We start from the raw sequence: 12,508 nt of genomic DNA on the forward strand, positions 1-12,508 counted from the left end.
TGAGTCATGAGCGGGTCTCTTCTGGCAGGTCGGTGGTGTAGGAACTTCCATCCTGCGGGAGAGGCCCACTCGTCTCATCTCAGCCCGGTACCCATGTCAAGAACCTCATGACCCACAACACCTAGGCCGCAGGCGGAGGGGCCGGCGTCAGCCCGCGGGATGATCCGGGGCGGTCCTCAGGGCGTGAGGGAGGCGAGGACGTCGGCGGCCGGCGCCTCACGGACCCGGTGCGCCTCGGTGCCGGCCCACAGGTGGACGCGTTCGAGGTCGCCGACGGCCGCGGCGGCGGCGCGCAGCCCCTTCGTCAGGACGTTGACCTCGGGGTACGCGGCGGGGGCGTCCGGGTGCTCCGCCATGAACGCGGTGGCCAGCGACCGCGCCCACCGCCCCGTGTAGGCGCGGGTCAGGGCGGTGCGGGCCCGGCCGTCGTCGGCGGAGAAGCGTGTCCCGGCCGCACACGCCGCGACGGCGGCCCGGTGCGCCGCCGAGGTGCCCGCCTCCGGGGTGAGGAGGAACGCGGTGCCGGCCGCGACGGCGTCCGCGCCGGCGGTGAGCAGGGCGCGCACGTCCTCGGCGGTGCCCACGCCGCCCGCGGCCACCACGGGCATGGCGCTCGCGGCCCCCGTCCCGACGACGTCGCGCACCGCCGCCAGCACCGTCGGCAGCTCGGCGCGGGTCGGCTCCGCGGCCGGGTCCGACGTGCCCCGGTGCCCGCCGGCGCGGTGGCCCTGCACCACGAGGAACGCGGCCCCGTGGTCGAGGGCGGCCCGCGCCTCGGTCGCGTCCGTCACGGTGGCTCCGGCCGGGATACCCGCGGCGGCCAGCCGGGCGAACACGTCGGCGGCCGGCAGGCCGAACGTGAAGGAGACCAGCGGCCACGCCTGCTCCTCGGCGGCGGTGAGCAGGGCGTCGAAGTCGGCCCGTTCGGCGTCCGGGTCCGGGACGACGTCCGCGGCGGTGGGCAGGCCGGCGGCGCCGTCGGCCGTCAGGCCCGCCCGGTACGCGGCGACGGCCGCCGTCCGCGCCGACCGTGCCGCCTCCGTGCGCGCCGCGTCCGGGATGGCCGTGTTCACCGCGTCCGGCACGAACAGGTTCACGCCCCAGCGGTCCGGCCCCTCCGCGCCCAGCAGCGCGCGCAGCGCGTCCACCTGCGCGCGCATCTGCGCGGCCGTCCGCATGCCGCCGGCGAGGAACCCGCCGCCGCCTGCGCCGACGACGGCGGCGACCAGCTCCGGGGTCGAGGGGCCGCCGGCCATCGGGGCCACCGCCACGGGCACGGGCGGGATCAGGCGGGCGCGGGTGACGTCGTCGGGGTGGGATGGCTGCGTCATGACCCCCAGAGTAAGGGGAGGGGTGTCGGCCCCACCCCGCGCCTACAGTGGGGCGCAGTACACGAGGAGAGGGGGTGCGCCGTGGAGGTGTTGCTGGCGCTCTCACCCATCCTGCTCACCCTCGTGCTGCTGCTCACCCGGCTGCCCGCGTGGGTGGCCCCGGCCGCCGGGACGGCCGTGGCCGTGCTGCTGGCCCTCACGGTCTTCGGCGTGGCCCCGGGCGACCTGGGCGGCGCGATCGGCGCCGGCGTGCCCACGCTGCTCGAGATCCTGGCGATCATCGCCGGCGGCATCACCCTGTCCCGCGTCATGGAGTACTCGGGCGGACACGAGCGCCTGGCCGCGTGGCTGTCGGCGGGCAACGGCCCCACGATCGCGACCGCGCTGCTCATGGTGCACGGCGTCATCCCGTTCCTCGAGACGGTAACCGGGTTCGGCGTCTCCCTGATCGTGGGCGTTCCGCTGCTGGTGGGCCTGGGCTACACGGCGTTCCGGTCCGCGCTGATCTCCGTCCTCGCGCTCACCATCGGGCCGTGGGGGTCCATGGCGCCGGGCACGCTCATGGGCGCGCGCCTGTTCGGCCTGGACTTCCGGGAGATCGGGGTCACCGCCGCGGTGTTCAACCTGCCGGCCTGCCTGGTGGCGGGCGTGGCCACGGTGCTGCTGCTGCGCGGGGCGCGCGGCATGCGAGTCGACGCCGGCCCGGCCCCCACGCTGCCCTGGCTCGGCATCGCCGTGCTCTCCGGGGTCGCCCAGTGGGCGCTGATCCTGGGGGCGAACCTCGTGGTCGGCACCGCGCCGGCGGGCGCCGTCGCCACGTTCGTGCTCACCGTGGCCTGGCTGCTCGTGATCCGCGGCGGCCGGCTGCTGCCCGGGCCGGGGCGGGACGTGGTGCCGTATCTGACCCTCATGGCCGGTACCGTGCTGGGCACCACCGTGAAGGGCGCCCTCGGACTCGAGGGGGCGGCGGCCCTGGTGGGGACGCCGGCGCTGTGGGCGTTCGTGGCGGTGGGCGTGGGCGTGCAGCTGCTCCGCCTCGATGACGCTGCCCGCCGCCGCGTCCCCCGCGAGGCCGGGAAGCTGTGGGTGGGCACCGCCATCCCCAACGCGCTCTACGTGGCGTTCGGGCTCATCCTCTCCGCCGGCGGGGTCTCGCAGGCGCTCGCGGGTGCGCTCAGCGGGATGGGGGAGTCCTACCTGGTGGCGATGCCGTTCCTCGGCGCGTTCGCCGGCTTCATCACGGCCTCGAACACCGGGGCCATGGCCCTGATCGGCCCCCTGCAGATGGACACGGGTGCCGCGCTGGGCGTCCCCCCGCCCTGGTCCAACGGCCTGCACAACGCGGCGGCCGGCTGGGGCATCGTCGCCGGGCCCGCTCGCATCCAGGTGGCCCACGGCATGGCCGCGGGGGCGCAGTCGCCGCAGATGCCCGGCTGGACCGTGACGCGGCGGAACCTGTTCGTGGTGCTGCTGCCGGCCATGCTCGCCGGGATCCTCGGCATGGCCGTGATGGGCTGGTTCCTGCTGCCGCGGTGACGCGCGGGGGGTGGAGCGGGGCCCGGGTGGGGCGGCCCGGTTCCGTGGGCGGAAGCGGCAGGCCAGAGCGTTCCGTGGGCAGAAGTGCCCTCTCTTCTGCCCACGGAGGCGACGGGGTTGTGGGTTCTGCCCACGGAGGCGACGGGGTTGTGGGTTCTGCCCACGGAGGCGCCGGGACTGCGGTGGCCGGCCGGGCGCGGGAGCCGGCCCGGTCCGCCCCGAGGCGGGGGCCGACGTCGACCTTCGGCGGACGCGCGGCGGCCTGTGCGCCGCCTAGGCTGGACGCCATGATCCGAGTAGTCGTGGCCGACGACCAGGCGTTGATGCGCACCGCCCTCGAGCACTTCGTGGCCCAGGCCGAGGACCTCGAGGTGGTCGGCTCCGCCGAGGACGGGGTCCAGGCCCTCGAGGCGGCCCGCACGCTGGCCCCCGACGTCGTGCTGATGGACATGCAGATGCCCCGCATGGACGGCGTCGAGGCCACCGCGCGCATCTCCGCCGAGGCCCCGGGCGTGCGCGTCCTGGCGATCACCACCTTCTCCTCCGAGCAGTACCTCGTGCCCGCCCTGCGCGCCGGCGCCGCAGGCTACCTCGTGAAGGACGCACCGCCGGCCGAGGTCGTGGACGCCATCCGCCGCGTCCACGCCGGGGACGCCGTGTTCTCCGCCCGCGTGGCCGCGGACCTGGTGGAGGCCGTCACCGCGGCCCCCGAGCACGCCGACCCCTGCCCGGCCGAGCCCCTCGCCCCGCACGAGCGCCTCACCGAGCGCGAGCTGGACGTGGTCCGCGAGCTCGCCAAGGGCGCCTCCAACGCGGAGATCGCCGGCGCCCTGTTCCTCGCGGAGGCCACGGTGAAGTCCCACATCGGCAAGGTCCTGGACAAGTGGCAGGTCCGTGACCGCGTGCAGATCCTCATCCGCGCCGCCCGCGCGGGCCTCGTGGACATCGGATGAGCATCGCGGCGCCCGCCCCGGCTCGGACGACGACGGCGACGTCGCGCCCGCCCGCCGAGTCTCCCCTGGACTCCCGCCTGCCCGCGATCCTGCGCACGGAACCCGTCTCCCGGCACATGCGGATCGTCCTCTACGTGATCGTCGGGCTCATGGTGCTGGGGGAGATCCTCACCCTGGTGCTGGGGCCCACGGTGGCCGCCGGGCTGAGCGCTGACCCCGAACTCGCGGGCATCCTCGAGGAGGACGGCGGGCTGACGGGTGAGGGGCGGGAGCCGCTCCTGCGCTGGGTCCTGTTCTTGGCGAGCGTGCTGGTCACGCTGCTGTTCGGGTGGCAGCCCACCCTCGCGGCGGTGTTCGTGCTGCTCGGGAGCACGTTCGGTCTGGTGGGCCTCGTGGAGGCGGACCACGCGCACCTCACCCCGCAGGCGTTCAGTGGCGGGGTCGTCCTGGGCGCGGCCATGGTGACGCGGTACTCGCACCGGGTGTTCGTCTGGTTCGCCCTGGGCGCCCTCATCCTGCTCACCGTCGCGGGCGAGGTCCTCACCGACGGCACGTGGGCGGACGAGGACAGCCTCAAGGGCGTCATGGTCATCACGCTCATCGTCGCGCTGTGCGTGGCGGTGCCGGCCTTCATGATCCGCCGATCCCGGCATCGGGCCCGGGACCGCGAGGCGGCCCTGCGCCGGGCCGAGGAGGCCGCCGCCTGCGCCGCGGAGGCGGAGCGGCAGCGGATCGCGGCGGAGCTGCACGACGTCGTCGCGCACGGGCTCACCGTGATCTCGATGCAGGCCGCCATGCTGCCCACCCAGAGGGACCCGGACAAACGGGCCGCCGCGGAGAAGGCCATCGAGGAGGCCGCCCGGCAGTCCCTCGTGGACCTGCGCCGCATGCTCACCGCGCTGCGCGGCTCCTCCCGCAACGCGCAGACGGCGGAGGGGGACGCCGTCGTGGACCTGCCGGCCCGCCTCGACGAGTTCGAGGCCCAGCTGCACGCGGCCGGGTTCGCGGTCGAGCGCTCGCTGACCGAGCTGGACGAGCTGCCGCGCTCCCTGGAGCTGACCGTGCTGCGTGTGGTGCAGGAGTCGGTGACGAACATCCTCAAGCACGCCCCGCGCCGCGGCACGGTGCGCCTGACCTCGCAGCTCGAGGGCGCGGACCGCCTCGTGCTGTGCATCGCCAGCCCCATGGACGAGGGCGAGCCCCGCCGCGACCGCGTGGTGGTCGCGATGGCCAGCGGCTTCGGCCTGGCCGGCATGCGCGAGCGCGTGGCCGTGTTCGGCGGCACCCTCACGGCCGGCCCGCTGGGCGGCTGCTGGGTGGTCCGCGCCGAGCTGCCGCTGCGCTAAGCCGGGGCGGCAGCCGCGTCCTCCCGCGTCCTCCCGCGTCCGGGGGCGAAAGTGGGCGGTATCCGCGCGGGATACCGCCCACTTTCGCCCCCAAAGGGACGGGGTGGGGTGGCCGACGACGGCGGCCCTCAGCCCAGCGGGACCGTCAGCTTCTCGCCGGGGGACAGGGTGTGCTCGCGGCCGGCGATGATCATCGGCACGTCGTGCCACATGCCCTCGCCCGCGGCCACCGTCACCTCCCGCTGGGTCATCTGGATGACCACGGGCTGCTGGCGGAACCGGATGGTGAACCGGGCGCCGGGCAGCTGGGCGGGCATGCGGGGGTGCAGCCGGACGACGTCGTCGCGCGTCTCGAGGCCCGCGTAGCAGCGGATCACCGTGTCCACGGTGCCCGCCATCAGGCCCAGGTGGATGCCCTCCTTGGTGGTGCCGCCCTGCGTGTCCGAGAGGTCCGACTCGAGGGCCTCCGTGAACAGGTCCCACGAGCGGTCCGGGTCCGTGCGGGCCGCCACCCACGCGTGCACCAGGCGGGAGAGCGTGGAACCGTGCGTCGAGCGGGCCTCGTAGTACGTGACCATCCGCTCGAACGCCTCCTGCGGCAGCTCGTAGCCCATGCGGCGCAGGATCCGGTCCAGCTCCTCGGAGGAGAACAGGTAGCCGAGCATGAGGGTGTCGGCCTGCTTGGAGAGCTTGTACCGGTTGGTGGCGTCGCCCTCGGCCTGCAGGATCAGGTCCATGCGGCCGATGTTCCCGTACTTGGCGCGGTAGGCCTCCCAGTCGAACTCGAGCAGGTCCTGGTAGCCCTCGAACTGGGCGAGGATGCCGGCCTCCTCGCCCTCCTCGAAGAACGGCACGGTCAGGCGGGTGCTGACCTCCTCCCAGCGCTCGATCTCCTCCTCGGAGATCTCCATGAGCTCGGGCAGGCCGTCGTCGATCGTGTCCAGCCAGCGGACCAGGCGGGCGGTCTCCGCGAGCACCCACGAGGTCAGCACGTTCGTGTACGCGTTGTTGCGCAGGCCGGAGCCGGGGGTCTCGGGATAGCCGTCGTGGAACTCGTCCGGGCCCATGACGCCGTGGATCTCGTAGCGGTCCGTGACGGCGTTGTGCAGGGTCATGGACATGAAGAACCGGGAGATCTCCACGAGCATCTCCGCGCCGTAGTCCGAGATGAAGGACGTGTCCTTCGTGATCTCGATGTACCGCAGCACCGAGTAGGCGATGTCCAGGGAGACGTGCCGCTGGTTGTGGGAGTTGTCCGGCATCCACATGCGCGAGCGCGGGTTCCACAGCTCGGTGGGCGTCTCCTCGGAGCCGTCCGCCCCGGACTGCCACGGGTACATGGCACCGGCCCAGCCCTCGGCCTGGGCGTTGGCGCGGGCCTCGTTGAGACGCCGGTAGCGGTACATCAGCAGGCCCCGGGTGATCTCGGGGCGGCGCAGCGTGAGCATCGGGTAGACGTAGATCTCGTCCCAGAAGATGTGGCCGCGGTAGCCCTCGCCGTGCAGGCCGCGTGCCCCCACGGAGGCGTCCAGGTCCCGGCGGCGGCCGTAGGCCGTCTGGAGCACGTGGAACGTGTGCAGGTTCAGGGCGAGCTGCTGGCGCAGCGACGCGCCGTCCTTGCCCATCGGGACCGCGGACCCCACCGGGGCCGAGTGGCCGGCGTCGACGACGGGCGGCGCGTATTCGCCGCCGGCCTCCGCCGCCGTGGAGCGGCGCTGATGCCGGTACGGCTCGGCCAGGTCGATGCGCACGGAGAACCGGTCCCAGTTGGTGCCCCAGCGCTGCTCGTGCAGGGTCAGCAGGTTGCGGAAGTTCTGGGCGCGCTGGACGTCCTTCACCGCCGACTCCCACACGGAGGCGTTGGCGTGGTCGTGGCTCGTGGCGACGGCGGCGATCTTCTCCAGCACGAGCGGCACGCCCTCGTCCACGTGGAGGAGGATGTCCTGGCCGACCACCAGGTCCGAGCCGTCCACGGGGCGGCGGATGGGCTCGTGGTGGCCCACCGGCGCCACCTGGCGGGTGCGGGTGGCCACGGCCACGTGGATGCCGGACTGGTTGGTGGCGGTCTCGAGCAGGACGGTCTCGCCGTCGATCTCCCGGGCCTGGACCGGCTCGAGGTGCTGGTTGGCGAGGGTGCGGTCGTCGGAGACGTTGAGGTTGGCCACGCGGCCCTCGATCTTCGAGCGCACCGTGAGGTCCCCGGACCAGTTCTCCGCCACCACGGTCAGCTCGATCGCGGCGAGGTGCCGGTTGGCCAGCGAGGTGAACTGCCGGGTGTGGACCGTGGTGCGCCGGCCCTGCTCGTCCTCGAAGGTCATGGTGCGGGAGAGCACGCCGCGGCGCAGGTCCATCTCCTGGCCGTACTCCACGAGGTTCTCCTCGCCCGGCAGCAGCGGGCGGCCGTGGCGCGGGGTCACCACGAGCGGGGTCCAGTCCTGGATGTTGACCATGTGCTCGGTCTCCACGACCCGGCCCTGGACCATCGAGGTCAGCCGGTTGAACACCCCGGCCATGTAGGTGCCGGGGTAGTGGACGGAGGAGATGCGCGTGCCGGGCACAGCGCCGCGGGTGCCCCAGTACCCGTTGGCCAGGGTGCACAGCACCTCGCGTGTGCCCTCGGAGGCCGGGTCGAAGCGGTCCCAGCGCAGCACCCACGCGGGGTCGAACGGGGTGGTGGTGCGGTCCTCCAGATGCAGGGTCCCGTAGTCCTGGACCACCAGGTGGGCGCCGGCCTCCTTGAGCCGGCCCTTGCCGAGATCGGGCTCGCGGTCCACGCCGATCACGAGGCCGAAGCGGCCGTCCGCGGCGGCCTTCACACCGGAGACGGCGTCCTCGAGGACCATCGCGTCCGCGACGTCGACGCCCAGCTCCCGGGCGGCCTCCCAGAACATCGCCGGGTCCGGCTTGCCCGGCAGCCCGCGCTCGACGGCGGTGTTCCCGTCCACGATCACGGGGAAGAAGTCCAGCACGCCGCCGGCCGTGAGCACGGCGCGGGAGTTCTTGGAGCTGGTGACCAGTGCGACCGGCACGCCCTTGGCCCGCAGCCGCTCGAGCAGGTCCTGGGCCTCCGGGAACACGCGGACGCCGTCGCGTTCGAGGACCTGCTCGAAGTAGCCCTGCTTGCGCTCGGCGAGGGCGAGGACCGTCAGCTCCGGGGCCGCGTCCGCCTCGGGGGCGTCGGCCTCCGGGACGTGCAGGCCGCGGGAGGCGAAGAACGTGCGGACCCCGTCCTCGCGGGGGCGTCCGTCCACGTGGTGCAGGTAGTCGGCGGCGGCGTCGAAGGGACGCAGCACGTCCGGGTCCGCGGCGACGACGGCGGCGTTGGCGGGCAGCGCGCCCACGGCGGGCAGCGCCCCGTCGAAGAGCTCCTTCCACGCCTGCGCGTGCACGCCGGCGGTGTCCGTGATGACCCCGTCCATGTCGAAGATGACGGCGCGGTAGCGGCGGAGCCGGTGACGGCGGGCGTTCAGGTCCTGCGGAGCGGCGGGGGTGAGCGTCTGCGACATGGGAACCAGCCTACGGGCGGGGAAGTGGGGCCGCACGGGGAGTGCCGCGGCGATGTTCACCGCAGCGAGCGCGCCGTCGTTCCGGCCGACCGCACCGCAGCGACATCACAGCGGTTCTCAGCTGCGGTGATGTCGCTGCGGCGCGGTGGGTTCCGGGAATAGGGTCGTGCCGACGGGGCGGACGTGTGCCCCCGCGCGCCGGAAGCGTGGCCCGGGAACGAGCAGGACACACTCGGCGGAGATGGCCGGGGGGCGAAGGGCTCATGAACTGGATGATGAGCAAGTGATGGATGCGAAGCCGACGCGGTTGCGGAAGAAGGCGACGCGGGAGGAGATCCTGGCGAGTCTGCCGGTGCAGGCGCGGGTGCGTCCGGCGCGGTGGTTGCTCCTGTGGCTGATCGTCGTGGTGTGCATCGCGGTGTTCGTGTGGGTGATCTTCCGGCCGCCGGAGGATGTCTCGGCCGGGTTCGGGGTGTGGCGTGTGGCGTCGTTCATCGGGTTGGCGCTGGCGTTGGCGGTGCTTCCCGCCGCGACGATGGGTCTGTTCCGGCCTCGGCATGTCACGTTCGATGAGCGACGGGTGTGGACGCGGGACTGGTCCGTGGACTGGGCGGACGTGAAGGAAGTCCGTGCTGTGGCGCCAGAGTCGGAGCACACGATGAAGGTGGCGCTCAAGGTGGACGAGCGGCTGTGGAACGAGGGTGGTCTGCGCAAGGCCAACCGGTGGGACTCGGGACGGCCGTTGCAGGGTGGCGGGTTGACCCGTGCGCAACCGCTCGTGCTCACGCAACCCGCGCTCGCGCCGTCGGCTCTGACGCTGCTGCAGGTCTTCGTCGAGTTGAAGAAGCGGAACCGTCGGGCGGGGAGCCCGCGGTGACGCGCCCCGGCTTCCGTCACCGCCGGGTCAGCAGCGTGAGCACCTCCGCGTGCCGGGTCTGGGGGAACATGTCGAACACCTGCACCCGCGCCACCCGATAGCTCGGCATCCGGGCCAGGTCCTGCGCGAGCGTCGCCGGGTTGCAGCTGGAGTACAGGACGGTGGGCACACCCGAGTCCTCCAGCGCGTCCGCCAGCTCGGCGCCGATGCCCCGCCGGGGCGGATTCACGACGACGGCGTCCGGGCGGGGCCGCCGTTTCTTGAACGAAAGCGCCTCCGGAGCCCGCCGTTTCTCGAACGAAAGCGCGGAGGTGGCGTCGCCGGCGGAGAAGCGCGCCCGGTCGGCCAGGCCGAGCTCCGCGGCCGTCTCCCGGGCCGCGGCCACCGCCTCGGCGGAGGACTCCATGCCCCACACGTCGCGCACGCCGGCCCGGGCCAGGTGGAACGCGAACCCGCCCACCCCGCAGTACAGGTCCCACGCCGACGCCGGCAGGCCGGCCTCGGCGACCCACGCCGCCGCCGTCGCGTACAGCCCCTCGGTCACCGCGGTGTTCGTCTGGAAGAACCCCTGCGGGCGCAGCCGCAGGCCCACCCTGTTGAGCCGCATGGTGAGCGTCGGCCCGCCGGCGAGCACGATCTCCTCGTCGCCCTCGGGCAGGGCCACGTGCTCCGGCAGCAGGTTCGCGCTCACCACGGCGGCGGGTGTCCCGCGCGCCGCGAGGTCGTCCAGCAGCCCCGGCACCGCCGCGCGCAGCGCGTCCAGCCGGTCGGCGGAGCGCAGCACGAACCGGACCATCGCCTCCCGGTCGGGGGAGAGCGTCACGATCACGTTCTTCAGCTCGCCCGTGCGGGCGGCGACGTCGTAGGGCTCCAGCCCGGCCGCCGTCACCGCCGCCGCGCACGCGTCGAACACGCCTTCCATGCCGGCCTCGTACAGGCCGCAGTCGCGCAGGTCCACGCCGGCGCCGTCGTGATGGCGGGGGTGCTGGCGCGGGTCCAGGATGCCCAGCCGCGGCGCCGCCGCCGACCCCGTCACCACGAGCTTCGCCTTGTTCCGGAACCCCGCCTCCGCGGAGGCGAACGGCTCAGCCACGACCGTGTCCGCATCGAGCGCGTCCGCCAGCGCGGCCAGGACCGCGGCCTGCTTGTCCGCGAGCTGCCGGGCGTACGGCACGCCCATCAGCGGGCAGGAACGGCACTCGCCGACATCGAAGTGGGGGCACTGCACGGGCGTCGCCTCAGCCCTCGAGGCTGACCCGCAGGCCGGGCCGGTCCAGGCGGATCGCGAGCTGCTCGAGGGCCAGCTCGGCGGCCGCGGCCAGGTCCGCGTCCACGTCCATCACCATGCCGGTGAGCACGGGCAGGGCGGACTCGAGGTCCTCGGGGCGGGCGAGGGCACCCAGTGCGGACGCGGCCGACGCGCGGACCTCCGGGTCCGGGTCGGCACAGCCGGCCCGCACCGCGTCCACGAGGGTGCGGTCGACGGCGGCATCGCGGCGCAGCGAGCCGGCGCGGGAGGCGAGCACGAGGTGGGCCGCCGAGCGGACGTCCGCCTCGGGGGCGGTGAGCGCCCCGGTCAGGGCGGGCAGCGCGCTGCGGTGCCACGCGTGCATCAGGGCCAGGGCGCCGGTCGCGGCGGGGCTGAGGTCGCCGTCGTCGCCGGTGAGGGCGCGGGCGGCGCCCGAGGTGACGTCATCGGGAGTGGCCGCGCCGGTCATCAGGCGCACCGCCAGCCCGGCGACGGCGGCCTCCCCGCGCTCGGCGACGGCGGCCTCGGTGCGGCGGCGCAGGCGGTCGTGCGGAGTCTGGGGCTCCGCGGGCAGGGGGAGACGGTCGAAGGCGGTCATGGGTCCATTGTCCCCCGTGCGCGGACCCGCCTGGGGCGCGGCCGGGAGGTTCCCCGCAGACTCCTGGACGGGGCGTGACCGGCCGCACAGGGCCCGGACTCGGGTGATACGTTCGACGGCATGAGACCCCCCGGAGCCCTCGCCCTCGAATTCCGGGCGGACAGCTTCGATCATCCCACCGGCCTGGTGGACGCCGGCACCGTCATCTCCTGGATCGAGAAGGCCGGCTACGCCGTCGCGGCGAGTTGGGCCGGGACGTTCGTGCGTGCCCGCTACATGGGGCACACCCAGTTCCGGCACCCCGTGCCGGTGGACCGCCGTGCCGTGGTGCAGGCGCGCGTGGTCCACACGGACGGCGCCGAGGTGCACGTCCAGACCCGCCTGCTGCTGCCGGAGATCCGCGACGACGACGGCGACCCCGTGGTCGCCACCTCGTCCCTCGTGGTCTACGCCGCGGAGGAGGGCGGGGTGCCCGTGACCGTGCCGGTCTGGGAGCCCTCGACCCCCGGCCAGATCGAGCGCGACGAACAGGCCCGCCGCTCCACCGTGGCCCGCCGCGCCGTCGAGCGCGGCATGGCCCGACTGCCGTTCCCCGCGCCCGGGGAGGCCCCCGAGGAGATGAGCACCCTCGCGTTCCTGGCCCCCAACGCGGAGGCCACCGTGGGCGGCACCATCAACGCGGGCGCGATCCTGCGCTGGGTGGACGAGGCGGCCGCCGTCTGCGCCGCCCGCTGGACCGGACATGAATCCGTGGTCGCGGTGTTCGGCGGCGGTGTGCGCTTCGTGCGGAACATCCACGTGGGCGACCTCGTGCGCGTGGAGGCCCTCCTGGTGAACACCACGGAGCGGTCCATGCATGTGGCGCTGCGCGTCTACGCGAGCCGACGCACCGGGGCGGAGTCCCGCCTGGTGGCGCACTCGATCGCCGTCATGGTGGACGTCTCCGCGGAGGACCAGGCCCAGCGGGTGCGGCAGTACATCCCCGAGAGCGAGAGCGCCCGGAGGCTGCAGGAGACGGCGATCGAACTCGTGCGCATGCGCTCCGAGGTGAGCGCGGCCTGGACCGAGATGCGCCGCTCGACCGATCCGCGCTGACGGGGCCCTGAGTAGAC

At 74.1% G+C, this 12,508-nt stretch carries 9 protein-coding genes; 5 read left to right on the plus strand and 4 right to left on the minus strand.

Annotated elements, in window-relative coordinates:
- Positions 1–176: 176 nt before the first annotated feature.
- Entirely contained in the window at positions 177–1,331 is a 1,155-nt protein-coding gene (locus tag O3T09_RS11410) for a nitronate monooxygenase (protein ID WP_144820120.1), read from the minus strand.
- Positions 1,332–1,412: 81 nt separating this feature from the next.
- Here O3T09_RS11410 and O3T09_RS11415 point away from each other — a divergent pair, with 81 nt between their 5' ends.
- From O3T09_RS11415 to O3T09_RS11425, 3 genes are all read left to right on the plus strand, one after another.
- A complete protein-coding gene (locus O3T09_RS11415; protein WP_020623967.1) occupies positions 1,413–2,867 on the plus strand; it encodes an L-lactate permease in 1,455 nt (484 codons plus the stop codon).
- A gap of 287 nt (positions 2,868–3,154) precedes the next feature.
- Complete coding sequence (locus O3T09_RS11420) at positions 3,155–3,820, plus strand: response regulator transcription factor (RefSeq protein WP_036382382.1); 666 nt, start codon at positions 3,155–3,157, stop codon at positions 3,818–3,820.
- Positions 3,817–5,166 (plus strand): sensor histidine kinase, encoded by a 1,350-nt coding sequence (locus O3T09_RS11425; protein ID WP_020623969.1) that lies wholly within the window; start codon positions 3,817–3,819, stop codon positions 5,164–5,166. The genes O3T09_RS11420 and O3T09_RS11425 overlap by 4 nt, the downstream gene beginning before the upstream one ends.
- Positions 5,167–5,294: 128 nt before the next feature.
- Here the strand turns inward: O3T09_RS11425 and O3T09_RS11430 are convergent, their stop codons facing one another.
- Positions 5,295–8,672, minus strand: coding sequence for a beta-phosphoglucomutase family hydrolase (locus tag O3T09_RS11430; RefSeq protein WP_269295556.1), 3,378 nt, complete (start codon positions 8,670–8,672; stop codon positions 5,295–5,297).
- 286 nt (positions 8,673–8,958) lie between these two features.
- Between O3T09_RS11430 and O3T09_RS11435 the strand changes: the two genes are divergently transcribed.
- Positions 8,959–9,549, plus strand: coding sequence for a hypothetical protein (locus O3T09_RS11435; protein WP_036316210.1), 591 nt, complete (start codon positions 8,959–8,961; stop codon positions 9,547–9,549).
- A 16-nt stretch (positions 9,550–9,565) separates the two neighbouring features.
- Here the strand turns inward: O3T09_RS11435 and rlmC are convergent, their stop codons facing one another.
- The gene (rlmC, locus tag O3T09_RS11440; protein WP_043282587.1) at positions 9,566–10,777 is read right to left on the minus strand and encodes a 23S rRNA (uracil(747)-C(5))-methyltransferase RlmC; all 1,212 of its coding nucleotides are present in this window, start codon (positions 10,775–10,777) and stop codon (positions 9,566–9,568) included.
- Between the two features lie 10 nt (positions 10,778–10,787).
- Entirely contained in the window at positions 10,788–11,396 is a 609-nt protein-coding gene (locus tag O3T09_RS11445; RefSeq protein WP_020628173.1) for a HEAT repeat domain-containing protein, read from the minus strand.
- Positions 11,397–11,516: 120 nt separating this feature from the next.
- Between O3T09_RS11445 and O3T09_RS11450 the strand changes: the two genes are divergently transcribed.
- The gene (locus tag O3T09_RS11450; protein ID WP_036316197.1) at positions 11,517–12,491 is read left to right on the plus strand and encodes an acyl-CoA thioesterase; all 975 of its coding nucleotides are present in this window, start codon (positions 11,517–11,519) and stop codon (positions 12,489–12,491) included.
- The last annotated feature ends 17 nt before the right edge of the window (positions 12,492–12,508 follow it).

The organism is Micrococcus sp. H39-S4 (assembly GCF_027158145.1).
GTDB lineage: Bacteria > Actinomycetota > Actinomycetes > Actinomycetales > Micrococcaceae > Micrococcus > Micrococcus luteus.

Bases quoted from the DNA above. Each gene is read 5' to 3' on its own strand.
- O3T09_RS11410 (WP_144820120.1), bottom strand. From the start codon at position 1,331: ATGACGCAGCCATCCCACCCCGACGACGTCACCCGCGCCCGCCTGATC.
- O3T09_RS11445 (WP_020628173.1), bottom strand. From the start codon at position 11,396: ATGACCGCCTTCGACCGTCTCCCCCTGCCCGCGGAGCCCCAGACTCCG.
- O3T09_RS11430 (WP_269295556.1), bottom strand. From the start codon at position 8,672: ATGTCGCAGACGCTCACCCCCGCCGCTCCGCAGGACCTGAACGCCCGC.
- O3T09_RS11420 (WP_036382382.1), top strand. From the start codon at position 3,155: ATGATCCGAGTAGTCGTGGCCGACGACCAGGCGTTGATGCGCACCGCC.
- O3T09_RS11435 (WP_036316210.1), top strand. From the start codon at position 8,959: ATGGATGCGAAGCCGACGCGGTTGCGGAAGAAGGCGACGCGGGAGGAG.
- O3T09_RS11425 (WP_020623969.1), top strand. From the start codon at position 3,817: ATGAGCATCGCGGCGCCCGCCCCGGCTCGGACGACGACGGCGACGTCG.
- O3T09_RS11450 (WP_036316197.1), top strand. From the start codon at position 11,517: ATGAGACCCCCCGGAGCCCTCGCCCTCGAATTCCGGGCGGACAGCTTC.